The sequence below is a fragment of the uncultured Xanthomarina sp. genome, from assembly GCF_963971605.1.
Taxonomy (GTDB): domain Bacteria; phylum Bacteroidota; class Bacteroidia; order Flavobacteriales; family Flavobacteriaceae; genus Xanthomarina; species Xanthomarina gelatinilytica.
Genome location: NZ_CAXATZ010000042.1, coordinates 1 through 20,856, shown reverse-complemented (window position 1 = coordinate 20,856; position 20,856 = coordinate 1). Strand labels below are relative to the sequence as shown.

General features: G+C 36.7%; 16 protein-coding genes, 1 tRNA gene and 1 pseudogene. 8 read left to right on the top strand and 10 right to left on the bottom strand.

Annotated elements, in window-relative coordinates:
* A partial coding sequence (locus tag AACY93_RS12205) for an HYR domain-containing protein (RefSeq protein WP_339612113.1) occupies positions 1-1,352 on the bottom strand: 1,352 nt, incomplete at its 3' end.
* A gap of 429 nt (positions 1,353-1,781) precedes the next feature.
* Between AACY93_RS12205 and AACY93_RS12200 the strand changes: the two genes are divergently transcribed.
* From AACY93_RS12200 to AACY93_RS12190, 3 genes are all read left to right on the top strand, one after another.
* Complete coding sequence (locus tag AACY93_RS12200) at positions 1,782-2,933, top strand: aminotransferase class I/II-fold pyridoxal phosphate-dependent enzyme (protein WP_286853543.1); 1,152 nt, start codon at positions 1,782-1,784, stop codon at positions 2,931-2,933.
* A 55-nt stretch (positions 2,934-2,988) separates the two neighbouring features.
* Entirely contained in the window at positions 2,989-3,714 is a 726-nt protein-coding gene (gene bshB1, locus AACY93_RS12195) for a bacillithiol biosynthesis deacetylase BshB1 (protein WP_007651830.1), read from the top strand.
* Between the two features lie 76 nt (positions 3,715-3,790).
* Positions 3,791-3,866, top strand: a tRNA-His gene (locus tag AACY93_RS12190).
* A gap of 75 nt (positions 3,867-3,941) precedes the next feature.
* Here the strand turns inward: AACY93_RS12190 and AACY93_RS12185 are convergent.
* From AACY93_RS12185 to AACY93_RS12145, 9 genes are all read right to left on the bottom strand, one after another.
* A complete protein-coding gene (locus AACY93_RS12185) occupies positions 3,942-4,556 on the bottom strand; it encodes a class I SAM-dependent methyltransferase (RefSeq protein ID WP_287006080.1) in 615 nt (204 codons plus the stop codon).
* Positions 4,557-4,566: 10 nt separating this feature from the next.
* Complete coding sequence (locus tag AACY93_RS12180; protein ID WP_287006078.1) at positions 4,567-4,986, bottom strand: redoxin family protein; 420 nt, start codon at positions 4,984-4,986, stop codon at positions 4,567-4,569.
* A gap of 28 nt (positions 4,987-5,014) precedes the next feature.
* Positions 5,015-7,000: a monovalent cation:proton antiporter family protein gene (locus AACY93_RS12175; RefSeq protein ID WP_287006076.1), complete on the bottom strand. Its 1,986-nt coding sequence runs from the start codon at positions 6,998-7,000 to the stop codon at positions 5,015-5,017.
* Positions 7,001-7,010: 10 nt separating this feature from the next.
* Entirely contained in the window at positions 7,011-7,712 is a 702-nt protein-coding gene (locus tag AACY93_RS12170) for a class I SAM-dependent methyltransferase (RefSeq protein WP_287006074.1), read from the bottom strand.
* An 86-nt stretch (positions 7,713-7,798) separates the two neighbouring features.
* Positions 7,799-9,367, bottom strand: a complete 1,569-nt coding sequence (locus AACY93_RS12165; protein ID WP_287006072.1) for a M28 family peptidase — start codon at positions 9,365-9,367, stop codon at positions 7,799-7,801.
* Positions 9,368-9,461: 94 nt separating this feature from the next.
* Positions 9,462-10,499 (bottom strand): M28 family metallopeptidase, encoded by a 1,038-nt coding sequence (locus AACY93_RS12160; protein WP_287006070.1) that lies wholly within the window; start codon positions 10,497-10,499, stop codon positions 9,462-9,464.
* A 171-nt stretch (positions 10,500-10,670) separates the two neighbouring features.
* Complete coding sequence (locus AACY93_RS12155; protein WP_007651845.1) at positions 10,671-11,012, bottom strand: hypothetical protein; 342 nt, start codon at positions 11,010-11,012, stop codon at positions 10,671-10,673.
* A 4-nt stretch (positions 11,013-11,016) separates the two neighbouring features.
* Positions 11,017-11,796 carry a DUF3108 domain-containing protein gene (locus AACY93_RS12150; RefSeq protein WP_286853552.1) on the bottom strand — a complete coding sequence of 260 codons (780 nt, stop codon included), beginning with the start codon at positions 11,794-11,796 and terminating at the stop codon, positions 11,017-11,019.
* 162 nt (positions 11,797-11,958) lie between these two features.
* The gene (locus tag AACY93_RS12145) at positions 11,959-12,111 is read right to left on the bottom strand and encodes a hypothetical protein (protein WP_339612108.1); all 153 of its coding nucleotides are present in this window, start codon (positions 12,109-12,111) and stop codon (positions 11,959-11,961) included.
* A gap of 33 nt (positions 12,112-12,144) precedes the next feature.
* Between AACY93_RS12145 and AACY93_RS12140 the strand changes: the two genes are divergently transcribed.
* The 5 genes and pseudogenes from AACY93_RS12140 to AACY93_RS12120 all read left to right on the top strand — a co-directional run.
* Positions 12,145-12,597: a hypothetical protein gene (locus AACY93_RS12140; protein WP_040492701.1), complete on the top strand. Its 453-nt coding sequence runs from the start codon at positions 12,145-12,147 to the stop codon at positions 12,595-12,597.
* A 343-nt stretch (positions 12,598-12,940) separates the two neighbouring features.
* Entirely contained in the window at positions 12,941-14,242 is a 1,302-nt protein-coding gene (locus AACY93_RS12135; RefSeq protein ID WP_286853553.1) for a hypothetical protein, read from the top strand.
* 172 nt (positions 14,243-14,414) lie between these two features.
* Complete coding sequence (locus AACY93_RS12130; protein WP_286853554.1) at positions 14,415-15,875, top strand: gliding motility-associated C-terminal domain-containing protein; 1,461 nt, start codon at positions 14,415-14,417, stop codon at positions 15,873-15,875.
* A 1-nt stretch (position 15,876) separates the two neighbouring features.
* Positions 15,877-18,561 (top strand): PorP/SprF family type IX secretion system membrane protein, encoded by a 2,685-nt coding sequence (locus AACY93_RS12125; protein WP_287006067.1) that lies wholly within the window; start codon positions 15,877-15,879, stop codon positions 18,559-18,561.
* A 77-nt stretch (positions 18,562-18,638) separates the two neighbouring features.
* Positions 18,639-20,856: pseudogene (locus AACY93_RS12120) on the top strand (chromophore lyase); the annotation flags it as partial.

Genomic DNA, 20,856 nt, shown 5'->3' with positions numbered 1-20,856 from the left:
GCATCGGTAATGGTATAGGTTACGGTAGTTGTCCCAATCGGGAAGGTATCCCCAGAATTGTGTGAGCTAGTTACATTAAAACCAGCACAATTATCAGCACCAGTAGGCGCTGTCCAAGTCACAACCGCATCACATTGCCCAGCATCGTTGCTAATAGTTATATCTCCAGGACAGGTTATGGTTGGATTTTCAGTATCGTTTACGGTCACGTCAAAGGAACAAGAAGCTGTTAAACCAGCCGCATCCGTAATGGTATAGGTTACGGTAGTTGTCCCAATCGGGAAGGTATCCCCAGGATTGTGAGAACTCGTTACCACAGCACCAGCACAGTTGTCAGCACCCGTAGGTGCCGTCCAGGTCACAACCGCATCACATTGCCCAGCATCGTTACTTAAAATAATATCAGTAGGACAGGCAATGGTTGGAGCAATATTATCTTCAACGGTTACAGTAGCAGTACAGGAAGAAGTGTTTCCCATTATATCAGTAACAGAAAGAGTCACTGTGTTGTTTCCAACATTTGCACAGTTGAATGTAGTTTGATCCAATGACATATATGCAATGGCACAATTATCTACAGAACCAAAATCAATATCTCCTGTGGTTATTGAAGCGTTGCCAGAAGCATCTAATTGAACAGTAATATCTTGACAAGCAACAGTAGGAGGAATTGAATCTTCAATTGTAACATTAGCAACACAGCTAGAAGTATTGCCATAAGCATCTTCAACATAAAGGGTTACATTAAGAGTCCCAAGATCTGAACAATTAAAAGTTGTTTGTGATGTTGTTAAGGTTACGGCTGAACAATTGTCTGAGGAGCCATTATCAATATCAGCAGCTGTAAGGGTTGCATTTCCAGCGGCATCTAAATAAATAGTAGTATCTTGACAAATAGCTGTTGGAGCCTCATTATCCACAACAGTCACATCAAAACTACAAGTTAGTCCCGTAGCAACATTCCCTGCATCATATTCTTCGTAGGTTACTGTAGTTAATCCAACAGGAAAGGTATCTCCATTTCCTAAAGCTGTAATTAAAACCATGGACCCTCCAGTAATATCAGTAGTTGGCAAAGTAAAATTCACAACGGCTCCACAAGTTCCAGTATCTACATTTTGTGAAAAATTAGTTGGACAGAAAGTAATATTACGAAACTCAGTAGTGTTTGTTTTCTCCAAATTATACTCTGGACGCAAAGACACATAATCCTCCAAAGGATTATAATTTTGAGATAAATAAACATTTTTGTCAAGCGCATAGTTACTTATGCCAATCGATTTAGATAATCCATTAAAACTAATAATAAACGTAGTTATTACAAGTGCATAAAAAGTATTTTTTTTAATCATAACGGTTCATTTTTTAGTAAGACTAAGCATGCCATAGATTTCCAGGGCAGAACTTGATACATAAAATATTTTGCTATTAATTACGGAGGGATGAAACAAATTTATACCAAGTTGCTTTTTCTCAAGAATATAATCGTTAAACTACTTAATTACTCTTTGAAATATGTAAGTTTCTTATATTAAGGCAGATACGTGGCGTGTTGGGGTTTGTTATATTTTGTTATTTTTAGAAAATGATATTTATTTTATTGTTTTTGTAAATTATTTTTAAACAATGCCATGTTTTATGAGGTAATCAATAAAAAATTGGGATCAAGATTAAATAGTTATAAAATTGATTTTACAGTAATTTTCTGAAATGATATCTCCTAAAAATTTTATTTATGACATGAATTTCCCTAATTTTAGATACTTTAAATAAATAGATAGATGGTTAAAGAAGAATTAGGAATCAATACAATCTGCGTCCATACAGGAGACATTAAAGATGAGCAATTTAAAGGCGCTGTATCGCCTATTTATATGTCCACGTCTTATCAATTTGAAGATGTTGCTGTTAAACGTTATCCAAGATATTTCAATACTCCAAACCAAGAGCATCTTTCAAAAAAAATTGCTGCTTTGGAACATACAGAGGCAGCACTGATTTTTGGTTCTGGAATGTCAGCCGTAAGCACTACGTTTCTGGCATTTTTAAAAGCAGGAGATCATTTGGTGGTTCAAAACCCCCTTTATGGTGGTACCAGTAATTTTGTAAGGGAAGAACTGTCAAAGTATGGGATTTCATATACCTTTACGGAAGGGTATCAGGTTTCGGATTTTGAAAATGCCATCCAAGAAAATACCAAACTGATTCATATAGAAACACCTTCCAATCCGTTATTGACCATTACCGATATTCGAGCCATTGCCAAATTGGCCCAATCGAAACAGATTATAACCAGTATAGACAATACTTTTGCCAGTCCCATCATTCAAAATCCCATTGATTTAGGAATTGATATCGTTATCCATTCAGCCACTAAATATTTAGGAGGTCATAGTGATATTTTAGCTGGGGCTGTGGCAGCTTCCCAGGAACATATTGATACCATTTGGAATGTTGGTAAAAATTTAGGAGGTAGTTTGAGTGATTTTATGGTTTGGATGCTTGAGAGAAGTATGAAAACCTTAGCCTTGCGCGTCAAGGCTCAAAGTAGAAATGCTAAAAAACTAGCCAAGTTTCTGGATAAACATCCAGACGTGACTAGGGTATATTATCCAGGTTTAAAATCTCATCCTGAACATGCCTTGGCCAAATCGCAAATGAAACGATTTGGAGCGATGATGTCTTTTGAATTGGATGAACGACTAAACGCTTCAAAATTTTTAAAAGCCTTAACATTGATTAAACCTTCCATGAGTTTGGCAGGTGTGGAAAGCACCATGTTGTTGCCGGCATTAACATCCCATTCTTTATTGTCCAAAGTAGAAAGGGAAACTTTGGGTATTGGTGATGGGTTGATCCGGTTTTCGGTAGGAATTGAGTCTCATAAAGATTTGATACAAGACATAGAACAGGCCATTGCTTTGGCAAAATAAATTGAAGTATTATATTGAAATTGAATATTAATATTAAAACTAAAATAAAGATTTAATGAAGTTAGACATATTGGCATTTGGTGCCCATCCTGACGATGTGGAATTGGGTTGTGGCGCAACTTTGGCCAAAGAAATAGCTGCCGGAAAAAAAGTAGGTATTATTGATTTGACCCGAGGGGAATTGGGAACTCGTGGCACTGCAGAAACCAGGGATGAAGAATCGGAAGCAGCTTCCCGGATTTTAGGAGCCAGTATCAGGCTTAATATGGAATTTGCTGATGGGTTTTTTATAAATGATAGACACCACCAGTTAGAAATTATCAAGATTATTAGAACATATCAACCTGAAATCGTTCTGTGCAATGCCATAAAAGATAGACATATAGACCATGGAAAAGGCAGCCAGTTGGTAAGTGATGCATGTTTTTTAAGTGGATTATTGAAAATAGACACGAAGTTTGATGAAGACGATGATACTTGGCAAGACCCATGGAGGCCCAAGCAGGTCTATCATTATATTCAATGGCAACCTATAGAACCAGATTTTGTAGTGGATGTTTCAGAATTTATGGATAAAAAACTGGATGCCGTTATGGCTTACAAGACACAGTTTTACGATCCTAAAAGTAAGGCTCCAGAAACACCTATTTCCAGTAAAAATTTTACCGAAAGCATCACTTATAGGGCAAAGGATTTGGGTAGGCTAGTAGGTGTGGCCTATGGTGAAGGGTTTACTGTAGAACGTTATCCTGTGGTTAACAGCCTTTTTGACATTAAATAATTATTTTTAAAATAATATTGCAAAAACGCTTTGTAAAAAAAAGGAAATAATATACATTTGCAGACCATAAATAAATGGTGGTTGTAGCTCAGTTGGTTAGAGCGCCTGATTGTGGTTCAGGAGGTCGTCGGTTCGAGACCGATCTTCCACCCAAAATAAAAGCTTCACAGATATGTGAAGCTTTTTTTGTTTTATAAATTGATTTAAAAAATCTGTTGTAGGTTGAACTATGTGTCTTTTAATCCAACAAACCTGATGGTATGAGCCATTCCATTGTGATATTCCCCTTCTTGCAACATCACTTCCTGTTCTTGCAACAAAAGGGTTTTAAACCCTTTAAAATCTGATAGGATCATTTCTTTTGAAAAAAGCATGTCTGGATTTTTTGGACCACCAACTGCCGGATTCTTTTTACTGTATTCCAGATGTTTTTTACTAAAACCTTCTAAAATGATTTTACCGTTAGGCTTTAAATAATCGCAGAGTTGCTGGTGGTATTCCATTCTGTTTTCAGGATCAAAATGGGCAAATATGAGTACTATCACATCAAATTGCTCTTTTTTATAGGGTAAATGTCCAAAGGTTCCAATAGTGTAGTTTAAAGAGGCCTGATACTCTTTAGCCAATTGTGTAGCCTTTGTTTTTCCTGCATCACTAATATCAAACGCGTCCACTTGCCAGCCCTTAGTGGCTGCATAGACAGCATTTCTACCTTCTCCTTCAGCAGGAAACAGTATGGATCCAGGAAGCAATAAGTCTAATTGTGATTTGTAAAAGGTGTTAGGTTGCTTTCCGTACACATACGTTGATTGGTTGTAACGCTCGTTCCAAAATTCTTTCATGTTTATTTTGTCAAATATTAGTTAAAAGTTCTTCAATTGCATAATACAATCTATTCTGTGAGTTTTCTTGAGAGCCATAAAAAGAACGAAATACCTGAGCTTTCTCATTTAATAGAATCCAATGTGGTGTGCCTTCACATTTAAAGGCATCAAACCATTTATGATGTTGGTCCAGATAAATGGGAAATGGCGCTTTTTTGGAGGTAAATATATCCAGTATGTCTTGCTTGCTTATGTTTTGGTTGCCAAACGTGCTGTGAATGGCCACAACTGATAGCTTTGGGTAGGTTTTTGAAAGCTTGTAAGCCAAGGGCATGGCTCTTCCGGTACAGCCCAAACATTTATTGTTGTAAAAAAGGATGAGCAAGGGTTTGTTTTTATATACTTGAAGAAGGTCCTGTGCTTCACCATTTAAAGTTGTCAAGTTCATATTTTCACTAACACGCATCAAAACTTTGCTAATTTAAAACTCTATGAAACGCTTCAATGGCTTCTTGTCTGCCACTCACGTATAGTTTGTCGTTGTAATACAATTTATCATTCGGGTCAATATGGTCTATCACATCATCCTTGCGTTCTATGGCTAAGATATTGATGCCATATTCTTTTCTAATGTTCAACTCTTTGAGTGTTTTGCCAATAATTTTCCCACTATCAATGTTTACGCGTAAACAGGTAATGTTTACATTAGGGATTTTTGTGGATTTAAAGGTTTTAGGCAGTTTCTTTTTGGAGTTGAAAATTTCGTAATTGTCTGCTCGAATCCTATCAATAAATTCGGTGATATCGTTTTCGGGAATCAAAAAGTCGTGCAAGACACGCGAAAATATTTCAACCGAGGTTTCAAATTCTTCAGGAATTACATCGTCTGCACCAAGAGCTATCAGTTCCGGAATTTCTTTTACATACCTGGTCCTTACCACCAGATAAACCGATTGACTGATATTACGAATGTTGCTGATAATGGTTCTTGTGGCTTCAGGATTGGAAATGGCCACCACAACAGATCTGGCTTTCGATAAATTAACGGTTTCCAACATGTGTGGTTGTGTGGCATCACCAAACAAAATAGGGATTCCTTTTGCTTTTTCACGTTTCACGCTTTCAGCATTAAGTTCTATAATTACATATGGAATGTTGCTGAATTGCGATGCTTTTGCCAGATTGGACCCATTGATACCAAATCCTATAATCACTAAATGATTGCTTAAATCCATTTCCATTTGTTCGTTTAAGGCTTCTGGACTCTCTTTGGAATTTGAAGCCAAAGCCTTAGCTATTTTGGTATTTAGAAAACGTTCGGAAATATTTTCGGAAAAAATAATGATAAAAGGTGTCAATAACATGGAAACTATGGACACAGCCAAGAAGTACTGATTGGTTTCCACAGACAATAAATTGTATTGAATCCCAACTTTTGAAAGGATAAACGCAAATTCACCCACTTGGAATAAGGACAAACCCGTAATTAAAACCGTTCTGGAAGGATAATTCAACACAGCTACTGCCAATCCTGCAATGATGGATTTTACGATCAAGACAGTCAAGACCAACAAAAGAATCACACCAATGTGATTGAAGAAGAAGTTTAAATTAAGCAACATGCCCACCGAAATAAAGAAGAAACTGATAAATAGCTCCCTAAAAGGCAGAATGATGCTGGTTGCCTGATGGCTATATTCGGATTCCGAGATAATCAATCCAGCCATGAACGCTCCCAAAGCCAGTGACAAACCAGCTTCGGATGTTAAGAAGGCCACAGCAAAACAAATGGTAATGGTAGTCAATAAAAACAGTTCTTTATTATTGGTTTTTGCTATGGCATACATAAGTTTAGGTACTACATATCTTGCACTTAAAATAGTAATTACAATCACTACCACAGATTTTAATAAAAGCAATAAAATACTGGATGTTACATTGGTGCTTTCTCCAGCAATGATAGGTGTAAAAAGCATCATAGGAACCACGATAATATCTTGGAAAATCAATATGGCCAAAGCGTTTTTTCCATGAGGTGTGGACATTTCATTTCTGTCCTGGAACACTTTTAAAACAATGGCAGTACTTGATAAAGAGAACAAGAAACCTACAAATACAGCTTCGTTCCAACTATTTCCTAACAAATAATAACAGCTTCCTGCCACCAAAACCGTTAAACCAACCTGTATGGCACCTCCAATAAAAACCGTTTTTTTTATGGAAGCCAGTTTCTTTATGGACAGTTCCATTCCAATAACAAAGAGTAGGAGGATGACGCCAATTTCTGAAATAACCTCTACCTCTTCAACAGCTTTTACCAAACTTAAGCCATAAGGCCCAATAATAACACCAGTAATTAAAAAGCCCAATATGGAAGGCAGTTTGGCGCGTTGCAATAAAAAAACTATAATGACTGAAAAGCCTAGTAAAATTAGTATGTCTTCTAATAATGGTAAGTGCATTTTTGAGTTTTTAAACTTTTTTTAAGATATAAAATACTTGAGAATTTACAAGGTTGTAAAGATATTTAAATGGTGAATATTCTTTTCTTACAATTTTCAGGTTAAGCTCACCAAAAAGCTTCTCCAGGTGTTTGTGGTTAAAGCCTATATGTGTGTAAATATATCCTTCTTGCTGTCTTTCTATTTTAATTCCGAAAAGCGATTTGACAATGTTTTTTAAGGAAGCTTCTTCTTTATTTTGTCCAATAAGAAACCTGACTGTATTTTTTAACAAAGAAGGCAAGCCGGTTTCCAAAGGGACAGAAATAACAATTCTGCCCTTAACAGTCACTCTGTCTGCTAATTCCTTAAGACGTTCAATTTGGTTTTTTTCAGAGAAGTGTTCCAAAACCTCCAAACAGGTCACCACATCAAAATTGTTTGTTGGCAATTCCTGAAGTTTGTCTGTTATGAAAATGTTGTTTAATTTATTTTTTTTGATGGTGTCTTGTAATTCCTGAAACATAAAATCCAAGGGATCGTAACCATAAAGCTTGGCTTCTGCATTTTTTTCATGCAAACATTGCAGCAGGTAGCCATCTCCAGTTCCAAAATCCAATAAGGTTTCCTTGGGTTTTAAGTCAATTAAATCCATAGCAATATCAAACCGTTTTTGGTGTGAAAACTTTTTTAAGGACGATTTGTTGTTCCTTGTGATATCTGCGTAGGACATTGTTAATTTTTAAGTTTTGTAAACTTAAGTAAAATAAAAAAAGCTTCCCTATTTAGGAAAGCTTTTTTAAAGAAAATATAAGGATGTTATTCTGTAGCTTTATCCACTACAATTCTATTTTCCCTGTTGGCCAACTCCCAAGCAGTGTAAAATACCAAGCGAGTCCGGTTTTCCAACAAATCGTATCTAATTTTATCTGGCGTATCCGTTGGCTTATGGTAATCGGCATGTGTTCCGTTAAAGTAAAAAATGACAGGAATGTTGTTTTTGGCAAAATTGTAATGATCACTTCTATAGTAAAAACGATTTGGGTCGTTATCGTCGTTATAGGTGTAATCAAATTCAATGTTTGTATATTTATTGTTCATTTCTTCCGAAATGTTGTGCAGTTCAGTACTTAATTTGTCACTACCAATCAAGTACAGGTAATTGCCATCACCAGCTTCGTGTTTTGGATCCACACGACCAATCATATCAATATTCAAATTGGCAACTGTGTTTGCAAGAGGAAAAATAGGATCCATATCTGTATAATAACGAGAGCCTAAAAGCCCTTTTTCCTCACCAGTTACGTGTAGCAATAAGATAGAGCGTTTTGGTCCATGGCCATCTTTTACGGCAGCTTTAAAAGCCTCGGCAATTTCCAATAAGGCTACACAGCCAGAGCCATCATCGTCTGCACCATTATAGATTTCCCCATTTTTAATACCTTCATGATCCAAGTGTGCCGAAATCACTATAATCTCGTCTGGTTTTTCAGATCCTTTAATCCAGGCTGCAACGTTTTCGGAAATGATGTCTGTGGCCACATTTTTGTAGTTCATTTCCATGGACACTTCAATTGTTTGATGGTTCAGGTTGGTTTCAATATCAGGCAAGAAGGTTTTGGCCAAGTCTGTATTGATTAAAAAATAATACATGTTTTCTTTGTTTTCCCTCAAGGAAATAGAGCCATTAGAGCCACCAAAACGAGCAGCAGCCATGTTGTATATTTCTGGGTAATAAAAGAATACTGCAGCAGCACCTTTTTCTTTGGCAGCATCACGTTTTGCAGCATAGGCTTGTCTAAAGTTGGACCATTTGGAAGCTTCGGTAGATCCTGAAATTACATAGTTTCCGTTGGCATCTTTTGGTTCGCCAGATTTAATTAAAACCACTTTTCCTTTAACGTCCAGATCTTTGTAACTTGAAAAAGCATCGTCATCAATTCCATATCCAGCGTATATAATTTCTGAGGTCTTTAGGGAACCATCTTCTACAGATGAAACCGATACAAAATCGTCTACAATTTTAAAATCTTTGTTGTTTACGGACAAAGACACTTCTGGAACGCCCAATTTTTCTAAAGGGACATTTTGAAAATAATTGTTATTGGGAAGGGCAGCAGGCACTCCCATTGCTATATATTGTTCTTTTAAAAAGTTTACAGCTTTTTTTTGTCCAGGATCTCCAGTGCCTCTACCTTCAAACTCATCTGAAGCATAAATATAAAGGTCTGTTTTTAATTCTTCGGCTGTAATGGTTTTACCATAGGTTGTTACATCTACTGGGGTTTGGGCAACCGTTGATGATTGGCTGGCTGTTGCTTCAGTTTTTTGAGACCCACAGGACAGTAAGATACCTGCACTGCAAATAAGGAATAGCAATTTTTTCATTTGTGTTGTTTTAAATTTGAATGAAACAAAAATAGCTAAACCTAATAGGTTGATTTGATGTTTTTAACAAATTTTAACATCAAGCAAGCTCCTATTACATGTTTTCGTTCAAAATAAGTCTGTTTTCCCTATTTGCCAGTTGCCAGGCTGTTGCAAAAATCAACTGGGTTCTTTTTTCCAAAAGCGGATAATTTATTTTATCTGGAGTATCGGTTGGTTGGTGGTAGTCTTCATGTTCGCCATTAAAATAAAAAATCACGGGAATGTTATGAAGCGCAAAATTGTAATGGTCGCTTCTGTAATAGTATCTATTTTTGTCGTCTTCATCATTAAACCTGTAGTCTATATCGAGATTAAAGAAGGTTTCGTTTACTTTTTCTGAAAGTAAATGCAGCTCCTTGCTCAATCTATCGGTACCAATTAAATAGAGATAGTTGCTATTGTTTTCATGTGGTGCATCCACACGTCCAATCATGTCAATATTGAGGTTGGCGATTGTATTAGATAGTTGAAAAATAGGGTTTTCGGTATAAAACCTAGAGCCTTGCAGCCCAATTTCCTCTGCAGTTAGGTGCAGGAACAGGATGGAGCGTTTTGGGCCAAAACCATCTTTGGCTGCCATTTTAAAGGCTTGTGCCATTTCCATTAAAGCTACGGTTCCGGAGCCATCATCGTCTGCTCCATAATAAATCTGGTCATCTTCAATGCCCAAGTGGTCATAATGAGCCGAAATCACCAAGACTTCTTCTGGTTTTTCAATGCCCTCAATATAGGCAACCACGTTTTCGGTTTCTTTTGTGTCATCTGGAAAATACGATTTTGGGATGGTTTGAAAATATACCGAATCGTTAATAGGAGATGAAATGTTTTGCGATAAGTAATATGTTTTTAAAAAATTCGCTGCTTTTTTCTGGCCTTCTTCTCCTGTGCCTCTGCCTTCAAATTCTTTGCTGGCATAGGTGTAGAGCAGGTTTTTAAGTTCGGTGGAAGTTATGGTGTTTGCATAAGATCTAATGGTAGTAGTATCGCTGATTTTGATATTATCTTTTAAGTTTTGGATTTTTGTGCTGTATTTCTCTGTAGCACAAGAGCCTACCAATGACAAAAAGGATGCAATTAAAAATACCTTCATAAATTAATAGCTTAAATATGAACCAAATAAACTAAAAAAAATTGATATTGAAAAGGTTTGTAATTTTTTTCAATTTTAGTTGTTAATATCGTGTTGAACCCAATAAAAAAAACCTGTAAAGAAGGCCCTACTTCTTAACAGGTTTTTTTAGGTCATATAATTTAAAATAGGTTATTCCAAATCCAAGTCTTCCAAATCCAAATCCTCAAGTTCCTCTATGGCCTCTTCTTCAGATTGTTGTTCCCTTACCTGTAATTCTTCGGTGTTTCCAACTTCAACCGTTTGGAATATCGATTTATAGATGGAAATTGAAAGTGCTATAATGGTCAATAAAAAAACCAACTGAACTGTTTTTACGGACTGACTGTTTTTATTGGATATGTAAAAAGCCATCAAACCAAACAATAAAGCGGCAATTGCAGGAAAATATGCCAAGTTGGATAGCGGTAGAACAGCTAAAACAAGGGCTAAAACAGAGGCTATGATACCTAAGATAATAAATAATTTTCTCATGATTTTAATTTTTTAATCCGGTTGCCGATTTAATTTTTAACTCACCATTCCCAACGGCTACTTTAAATTTAGCGAAAACAGGGATTTTGTTTTCATCGGCAGTGAGCCAAAGCAAATTGTCGTTTGTTCCTTTTAAAACATTGCTGTTTTTAATGGAAATAGCTAATTTATAACATGTTTTGCTACCAATGTTTGTGTTAATGGTTTCTTTGCCTAAATACGATATGACAATTTCTGTAGGTTTGTTATCGAACAAGACAGTGAGCGACATGTTTTTGCCAGGTGCATAGGAACTTAGGTTTAGGGTTCTTAAATAATATATGGTGGAAACAATATCTTTAGTACTGCTGGATATGTTCAAGGTTTTATTTTGATCGTAAGTGCCACCACCTTTCTTTTTCTTTCTTATTAAGCTCTCCACGGTTCCTTTGGAGTGGCTGTATTTATATTGTACAAATTTGGTATAACCGCCTTCATATATATCCCTTTTGTACAAATAAGGTTTTACGGAAGTGGGACTGACATAACTTTCATAAAGATCCCTGATTTTAAAGAAACTATCCCATTTACTGTATGTAGTTGCTGTACACTTTAGTCTTAAAAGGGTGGCTTTTGAGGTTTTAACCTCACTGGCTTCCATGTTTACTTGTGCCAATTCGGTTAACACGCCAGACATGTTGTAAGAAGCTGTAAAGGATAATTTTTCACCCGCTTTAAAAGCAGAGTTTTGAGAAAAAGCCCATGAGGGAAGCATAAGGCTTAGAAAAAAAATGTATTTAAGCATATTATATAGTTAGGTTTTATTTATAACGAAGGTAATAACATTTATTGTGCCGAAGATATGAAGTGCCAAAAAAAATATTACATCACATCGTCTGTTTAGGTTTCATTACGCTTAAAAAATAGATTTGCAATTTAAAAATTACCGATCCTATATAATATAGTACTAAAAGTTGTCCAACTGTAAAAATGGAATGCAGGCTATGTAACCACATAATTTACTGAATGTTATAGTGGTTGAAGTGATGTTTTCTTTTGGAAAAATATTGAAATACAACAAATAATCGACAAAACGCTTGTTTTTTTCGTTTAATTGCATAAATTTGTCTTATTGAATCCCAAAATCTCAAATATGAAATCTAAAATTACTTTATTTTGTCTCACATTCTTTTTAATGGTAGGTATTGGTACAGCTCAAAATAAAGATGCTCCAAAAAGTATCATAAGTCAAGACGTATCCATTTCAAAATACCATGACAGAAAAGAACTGGAGCAAATGCAAAAAGGCGCTTTGTTAGGATTGTACAATGAGCGTATTGAAATAATCATTAAAATACTTCCGTATATTGCATTCGCTACAAAACCAGGAGTAACCATGTCTACATTTGGTATTCCAGATACCAAGGATAACCGAAACGCTTTAGATACACAAATTGAAGCGACTACCAATTATTTTCAAAGCACTATGGATTTTCAAAATAAAATTTTACCCTATTCAGATAGGGCCAATTTAATTGCAGCCATCCTGTTTTATGAAGAGACCCTAAAAGCCCTACATATATATAGTGAAAACAATAGGTTTTAAAGAGTGAATGTTCTTTAATGACTGCCTGTTAATTTTTTCATGCTATTTCATAATTCTTGGAGTTTATGAAATAGCATGATTTTTTTTGCTTCTTTTTTAAGTATTAAACCATTTGTTCCAAATTTTTTTTGTGATGTCATACATGTTATTTTCTTGTTTTTAAGCTGTTTATTCAATTTCTAGGTCTAAAAGTTACTAAAAACAAGAATTTTTGTAAGAAAAAACAACAAAAACAAATTCATTTGTGTATTTCGTCGTTATTATTTGTATTTAGTGGAATTAATTTATATGTTTGGGTTATAATAAAAAGAATTTCTATGATTAATAATTAACTATTGTAACTATGAAAAATCTGCCCCAACTCTTAAGTATTTTTCTATTAGTGTTTTGCAATGTATATCCTCAACAAGAGAAGGGTATTATAGGCACTAATAATTGGTTGAATTCCTGGACCGAATTTAAACCAGACCAGATAGAATATGGTGAAGCTACCGAAATTTTAACTGGAAACATTTCTACAGACACCAAATTGGTTAAGAAAAACACCTATCTGTTGCTAGGAAATGTTTTTGTGACCAATAATGCCACACTTACTATAGAACCAGGAACAGTAATTATTGGAGACTTTAAAACCAATGGATCTTTAATAATCACAAAAGGTGCTAAAATTATAGCCGATGGCTTGGTAACCGATCCCATAGTGTTTACTTCAAACCGAAGTGTTAAAAAAGCAGGGGATTGGGGAGGCATCATTATTCTTGGTGATGCTCCAATCAATAAATTTGGAAATGGTTCTTCCATAAATCATAATTTTAAAGCTGCTTCATACGAAAACATCAGTTATGGTGGCGATAATATTGAAAGCAATTCCGGTATTTTAAGATATGTAAGAATAGAGTATGCTGGAAAAAAATTAAAAGGAGGTGATAACTTTAACGCATTGTTGTTGGCTGGAGTTGGAAGCCAGACAATATTAGAGAACATCATGGTAAGTTTTTCGGCAGGAAATTCCTTTGATGTTTTTGGAGGGCAGGTGAACCTTAGTAAAGCTGTTTCCTATAAATCGAACAGAATAGATTACAACTTCAATTACGGCGCACAATGCAACTTATACAATTCCCTGGCGGTTAGGTCGTCTTACATATCCAGTCCAGAAGGTTCTAGGACATTGCATGTGGCTTCTTACAACAACGATAAAGAAGAAATAGACTTTACCAAAAAGCAAACCTTGGTCATGGCTACCAACTTGACATTAATCAATGCCAGCGATAATTTACAGTCCGAAATAAAATTAGGATTGGTTCGTGAAGCCATTTATGTGGCTGAATACGCTTCGCTTGACATGAGTAAAAGTGTGATTTCCGGGTTTAATCCAGCTGTCTTGTTAGATAGAAAGATTAAGATAAACAACGAAAACCTGGAACGGATAAAATTCACGGAAATGTATTTCAATAATTGTAATGGAAACATCTTCACGGAATACAATGATAATAATGAAGATTTGGAAAGCTGGTATGGAAACAGTAGCTTTTTTAATGTGTATTCCAAAGGATTGGATTCTGAAACATTCATTGATTTGCAAGATGCCAAAAGGCCGGATTTTAGACTTCGCATCAATAAAATTGTAGCCTCAAGCCTAGATTAAGCCATAACTTTTAAAAATTTCAAAGAATCTAAACGCTATGGGCTGTTCTGTAAGGTACTATCTCATAGCTTCTTTTTAATTAATCCAAAAAAATACGGAACCCTCAATTTTTTAAATCATGATGTTTATAAATAAAAACACATGTTGTACTGATGACCAATAAGCAAGGCGTATGAATAAAACTACTTTTGTTAAAAAACTTTTTTTTGTACTGTGTTTTTTTGTTCTTATTCTAAATCAGAACCTAAAAGCTCAAATAGTTATTGGTGCGCCAAATATTGGTTTCAGTCAGGCTTGTGCAAATGCGAGTTTTAATTCTTACAATGTCACTTTTGTATTCTCACCAGAAGCAGGATTAAGTCCAACCAATCAATTCCATATAGAATTATCTGATGCTGACGGAAGTTTTGCCAACCCAACGGTTGTTTATACATCCAGTCCAGGAGTAGTTACAACTTCGCCAGCCACTTTAAATTTTGCCTTGCCAACAGATACAGCAGGGGAATCCTACAGATTGAGAATAAAAAGTACAGCTCCAGCAGCTACCAGTTCCGGTTCTCCAAGCTTTGCAGCTTATTATAAAATACAAGACAGCCCTTTTACCATAAATAATTTAATTTCCACAGCAAGCTACTGTGCTGGAGGCAGTTATTTGTTAACCATAGACAATCCTGGTACAGGCATGAACGATTCGCCATTGAATTATCCATCATTGACCTTTAATTGGTATAGGGAAACAGGGCCAACAACCTCTGTTTTTGTGGCCGAAGGAGAAAGTCTATCCGTAAGTACACCAGGAACTTATTTTGTGGAAACCAATTATGGGACCTGTACTTCAGATTCTTTTTCCAATAGGGTTACAGTTACAGAATCTACTTCAGGTACTACTTCAGCCATTGTATCAAGTTTGGGAAATCCATTCTGTCCAAGTGGTGGTCCAACCACTTTAACTACTACAGCAGGTAACAGTTACCAGTGGTTTTTGAATGGCGAAGCTATTAATGGAGCTACCAATCAAAGTTTGGATACCGTTTTATCTGGAACCTATACTGTAAGTATCGATTTGGGAAGCTGTAATACCACTGCCAGTATTGATTTGGTGAGTCAAGGTTTTGAGAGCAGTATCAATGTGGAAGAGATAAATACCATGGAACCTGGAGAGACACTTTATGTAGAAGTTACAACCACAGCAATAAACCCAGAGTTTCAATGGTATTTTAACAATGTACTTATTCCTGGCGCGATTGATAATACCTATGATGCGACTGAATATGGCACATATAAAGTAGTTATCAGTCAAACCACAGGTTGTTTGGTTTCCTACGACATTTTATTTGAAATCGAAGAACCATTGGACCCTTTTCCAAGTGTGGCAGATATTCCAAATGTTATTAGTCCGAATGGTGATGGTATAAACGATACATGGATTATACCAAATATCTATGTAAGTGGAACCAATACCGAAGTGCTTATTATGGATGCTTACGGAAAAACAGTTTTAAATACCACCAATTATTTGAATAATTGGCCCGAAAACGAAATTCAGTTCAGTAGTGTGAACCCTGTTTTTTATTACGTGATTACCACTACAGACAATAAAACAAAAAAAGGTTCAATAACCATTATAAAATAACATGAAAGCCTATCTACTGATAATAGCTATATTCTTGTGCTCAACACAATTTTCCTTTTCACAGGAAGATGGGGTTGTGTCTTTGGCTATTCCAGTAAGAAGCTCTTTAAAATTCAACAGATATTTAACCCAGCCTACCTTTAGTTTTGTAAGAGAGCAAAATACATATATAAACATTACCAATAAACGGGAGTGGGTTCAGTTTGAAAATGCACCCCAAACCTATCTTATAAATTATACAGGCAGGTATAGTGAGAACATAGGAGTGGGAATTGGTTTGTTTCAGCAAAACTATGGTGTATTGACCACTTTTGGTGGCATCTTGAATTTTGCTTATAACGCCAGGTTGCAAGCAGATAGTAATCTAACCTTTGGTTTAAACTTAGGATTTTACAAAAGCAATATCAACGAAGGGAACGTTGTGATCAACCAAGCAGATCCTTCCTTGGATAACATTCCCAAAAATATGGTACTTAGTGTTAGTCCAGGAATCAATTACGGATTGGTGTTTTTTGATTTTGGACTATCTGTCAATAATTTGGTACAATACAATATCAAAACTTCCGAATTAATTAAAGAAGACCCACAACAAAGCATCCAAGCTCATGTTATGTATACAGGATACATGTACAGTCGTGGATTTTTTGATGAGAGTAAATTTTCTGCATTGCTTAGATCGGAGTTTAAAAAAGACCAAACCATTTTTTCTGGAATTGCCATGCTTACGGTACCAAAAGGTATTTGGGCACAAGTGGGTTATAATACCGTTTATGGATTTACTGGAGGTGTGGGACTTAATGTTACCAAGCAAATATCCGTTGAATACAATTATGAAAAAGCCATGGGAGATTTAGCGACCTTTGGTTCGTCTCACGAATTTACCTTGGCTTATAAGTTCCAAACCAGAAATAGGTACCATTACAGTGGCGATGATAGGGAAGAGGCACTACTTATAAAAGATCAAAAACGTAAACCGGCCGTTTCAAACAAACCGGTATTATCGTCGGAAGAAAGAGCTCAATTAGCCGAACAAAAAGCAATGGAGAGAGCAGCAGCTCAAGAAGAAGCCAGACTGGCAGCAGAGGCAAGAGCTTTAGAAAGAGCAGAGGCAAAAGAACGCGCCAGGTTGGAAGGTGAAGCAAAAGCACAGGCCCTTGCCGAAGCTCAGGCAGCAGCTCAGGCAACAAATACTGACGCAACACAGGCTCAAGCTGAAAAAGAAGCCGAAGAACAGGCTAGATTGGCAGCCGAACAGGCAGCGCAACTGGAAGCCGAAGAACAGGCTAGATTGGCAGCCGAACGTGCAGCGCAACTGGAAGCCGAAGAACAGGCTAGGTTGGCGGCCGAACAGGCAGCACAACAGAAAGCTGAAGAACAGGCTAGATTGGCAGCCGAACGTGCAGCACAATTGGAAGCCGAAGAACAGGCTAGATTGGCAGCCGAACGTGCAGCGCAATTGGAAGCCGAAGAACAGGCTAGGTTGGCGGCCGAACGTGCAGCGCAATTGGAAGCTGAAGAACAGGCTAGATTGGCAGCCGAACAGGCAGCACAACTGGAAGCAGAAGAACAGGCTAGATTGGCGGCCGAACGTGCAGCACAACTGGAAGCAGAAGAACAGGCTAGATTGGCGGCCGAACAGGCAGCACAACTGGAAGCAGAAGAACAAGCTAGATTGGCAGCCGAACAGGCAGCACAATTGGAAGCTGAAGAACAAGCTAGATTGGCAGCCGAACAGGCAGCACAACTGGAAGCTGAAGAACAGGCTAGATTGGCGGCCGAACAGGCAGCACAAGCCAACCTAGAGATTGCACAAAAAGATGACTTGGCCAAATCAATGTATGCTTTAACCGAAGAGACCAAGGAAGACAAAGCGAAACAAGAAGAATTATTGATTCGTTTAAATGAAGTTCTTATTATTAAAGAAAAGGATCTTAAAGATTTAAAGGAAGAAAACGATTTAAGCGAACAAGGTATTTATATGGAACCAAAACCATTTAAGAGTATAACGGCTGAAAACAGAGCTATGGAAGCCATAAAATCGGAATTGGAAGCCACTATCAATAAACGTAATCAAACTATTTCGGAGCTGGAAAATCTATATAACCAAAGAATTAAAAAAGGCTCCAATAGAAACGATGCTACCAGTCAATATTATTTGGAAACCATCCAGAATTTAAAAGCTGAGCAAGTGGAATCCGAAAGAATGCGAGCCAGTATTGTTTCTACCTTGGAAACTGTTAAGGTAGCCACTGAAGTGGAGCGTAAAAGACGTATAAAACGTGCCCTTTATGACAATGAGAAAGATAGGTTCAACAAAGACATGGCAGCTTTGGAGAGAATCAAGCAAAATACCCCATTAAGTCCTGTTCCTTTAAGTGTAGAAGATTTCAATTTTGGAGAAGAACAAAGTGGTAATGTGCAGATATTAAAAGGTGTTCAAAATGTGGACAATGGGTATTACATGATTCTTGCCGTACACGAAAATATAAATGATAGAGATGAATTTTTAGAGAAAGTGGTTGCTTCTGGACAATCTGATGTCAACTTCTTCTTTGATGTCAACTCAAGTAAATATTATATCTATTATCAGAAGTTTGATTATGTAGAAGAAGCCATGAGAGCATTGGATTCAAAAGGAAATAAACCATATAATGAAAAAATGTCTGTTGTTAAAATAGAAGATTAAGAAACCAAGAGAAAGCCCCATTTGGTCTTCATAACGCCCCTTATGTTGATTGAATGTTTATATAAATTAAAAATATCATGAAAAAACCTACTTTTTTTAAGATTGGCATTGTTGTAACCATACTACTCTTGAGCATGCAGACTGTTGCTCAAAACTTTGTGCCCTTTACACCGAGATTTAATAGAGATTTAAAAGGAGACATACGTCTTATTGGAAATAATATTTTAGGTCCAAGCAATAATCCTTTTAATGACAACACGGTTTACAACCACAACGTGGACATGCGTTATATAGACATTGATGGCGATGCCTCGACGTTTAATTCCTCTAGTGCAGATTTAGAGATCCCTAATCCAGGATGTTACCAAATTGTTCATGCTGGTTTGTACTGGGGAGCTGTAACCAACGGCAACGACCCCATCACCAATGTCAAGTTTAAAGGACCCACAGGAGGTTATCATGATATTGTAGGGACTGTGATATACGAGGCCAATGGTGTTGAAACAGGAAGTAGTTATCCTTATTCCTGTTTTGCAGATGTTACCTCCATTGTTACAGGTTTGGGAGCAAATTTAGGAACTTATACTGTAGCAAATGTTTCAACGGCTCAAGGGGAAACATCTACTTTCAATCCATATAACGGGACCGGATATTCGGCTGGTTGGTCGTTGTTTATCGTATTTGAAGACCCAACCTTACCTGGTAAATCCATTACCAGTTTTGATGGGTTTAGTTCCATCAACAGTTCTGTAAATGTGGATATTCCCGTTTCTGGATTCCGTACAGTTCCTGCTCCAACCCCAGTTAGAGCCAATTTTGCATTTGCTGCTTTAGAAGGAGATAGTCCCATTCAAAATGATAGGTTACGATTAAACGGGGTTACCATGTCTGCTGTGGATAGACCAGCAAACAATTTCTTTAATTCTTCCGTTACACAATTAAGCGCTTTACCAGTTAACAACAGGGTTCCAAACAGTACAAACACTTTAGGCTTTGATACTGGTGTTATGGTGATTCCAAATCCTGGAAACACAGTTATTGGGAATGGTGATACTTCAGCAACCATTAGAATGGAAAGTAATCAGGACCAATATTTTGCTTATTTCTGTGCTTTTGCAGTAGATATCATTGAGCCCAAAATAGTCCTTACCAAAATTGTGGAAGATGATTTTGGGAATGATATTGGAGGGCAAACCGTTGGGTTGGGAACCTCTTTGAATTATGTGATTGGTTTTCATAATTCTGGTAATGACGATGCCAACAACCTAACCATTAGGGATGTCCTTCCTATTAACATAGTTTTTAATTACCCAGCTGATTTAGGCGTTTTACCACCAGGTGTTACAGTGCAAAGTTATGATCCTGTAACTAGGGAAATTATTTTTAATGTTGATAATTCCATTGTAGAACAAGGCGATCCAATAACTGAAATAAGAATCCATGTACAGGTAGTTGATAGTTGTGATAGTTTAGCCGATGCTTGTTCCAATATTATTAACAATCAGGCTTTTGCAACCTATGGTGGTATAGAGAACCCAAACTTTATTATTACAGACGATCCTAGTTTAAACACCAATACGGGCTGTTTGATAATACCTCAAGCAACAAATTTCTTGGCCGATTTGGATTGTGCGTTTACTGAGAATGTTATTCTTTGTGGAGATACTGTACAATTAACGGCAGCCAATGGATATGATTCATACTCGTGGTCCACAAGTCCTACGGGAACACCAGTAATTGGAACCACTCAAACCATAACGGTTAATGCCACAGGAACGTATTATGTTCATAATACAGCAACAGCACCTTGTCAATCCATAGATCAAACTTTTGTGGTAACCAATTATGGAGGCACGACCTTAACCAATCCGGTTATTCCTTTTGCCGATGAAGTTGTTACCTGTCCGAATAACGGAAAACCACTACCAAACATCTTTTTATGTGGAGCAAACGATTCCACATTTATTGACACCTATATCACTGATGCCACATCCATAATCTGGGAACAACTTGACGAGGGCAGCTGTGCACCAGTTTCGGATCCTGATTGTGCCAATGAAAATGCAGCATGTACCTGGAATCAAGTAGGTACAGGTCCAACCTACAGTGCTAATACTTCGGGACAATTTAGGTTGACCATTAATTATGAAGGAGGTTGTTTTAACCAGTTTTATTTCAATGTGTATCAAAATGTATTAAATCCAACAGTTACAAGTAACGATATTATTTGTACTACCCCAGGACAAATTACCGTTGGAGGTGTACCTAATGGCTATGAATACAGTATTGATGGCA

Excerpts from the sequence above, each read along its gene's own strand:
- AACY93_RS12200 (WP_286853543.1), top strand. The coding sequence starts at position 1,782 with ATGGTTAAAGAAGAATTAGGAATCAATACAATCTGCGTCCATACAGGA.
- bshB1 (WP_007651830.1), top strand. The coding sequence starts at position 2,989 with ATGAAGTTAGACATATTGGCATTTGGTGCCCATCCTGACGATGTGGAA.
- AACY93_RS12185 (WP_287006080.1), bottom strand. The coding sequence starts at position 4,556 with ATGAAAGAATTTTGGAACGAGCGTTACAACCAATCAACGTATGTGTAC.
- AACY93_RS12180 (WP_287006078.1), bottom strand. The coding sequence starts at position 4,986 with ATGAACTTGACAACTTTAAATGGTGAAGCACAGGACCTTCTTCAAGTA.
- AACY93_RS12175 (WP_287006076.1), bottom strand. The coding sequence starts at position 7,000 with ATGCACTTACCATTATTAGAAGACATACTAATTTTACTAGGCTTTTCA.
- AACY93_RS12170 (WP_287006074.1), bottom strand. The coding sequence starts at position 7,712 with ATGTCCTACGCAGATATCACAAGGAACAACAAATCGTCCTTAAAAAAG.
- AACY93_RS12165 (WP_287006072.1), bottom strand. The coding sequence starts at position 9,367 with ATGAAAAAATTGCTATTCCTTATTTGCAGTGCAGGTATCTTACTGTCC.
- AACY93_RS12160 (WP_287006070.1), bottom strand. The coding sequence starts at position 10,499 with ATGAAGGTATTTTTAATTGCATCCTTTTTGTCATTGGTAGGCTCTTGT.
- AACY93_RS12155 (WP_007651845.1), bottom strand. The coding sequence starts at position 11,012 with ATGAGAAAATTATTTATTATCTTAGGTATCATAGCCTCTGTTTTAGCC.
- AACY93_RS12150 (WP_286853552.1), bottom strand. The coding sequence starts at position 11,796 with ATGCTTAAATACATTTTTTTTCTAAGCCTTATGCTTCCCTCATGGGCT.
- AACY93_RS12145 (WP_339612108.1), bottom strand. The coding sequence starts at position 12,111 with ATGCAATTAAACGAAAAAAACAAGCGTTTTGTCGATTATTTGTTGTAT.
- AACY93_RS12140 (WP_040492701.1), top strand. The coding sequence starts at position 12,145 with ATGAAATCTAAAATTACTTTATTTTGTCTCACATTCTTTTTAATGGTA.
- AACY93_RS12135 (WP_286853553.1), top strand. The coding sequence starts at position 12,941 with ATGAAAAATCTGCCCCAACTCTTAAGTATTTTTCTATTAGTGTTTTGC.
- AACY93_RS12130 (WP_286853554.1), top strand. The coding sequence starts at position 14,415 with ATGAATAAAACTACTTTTGTTAAAAAACTTTTTTTTGTACTGTGTTTT.
- AACY93_RS12125 (WP_287006067.1), top strand. The coding sequence starts at position 15,877 with ATGAAAGCCTATCTACTGATAATAGCTATATTCTTGTGCTCAACACAA.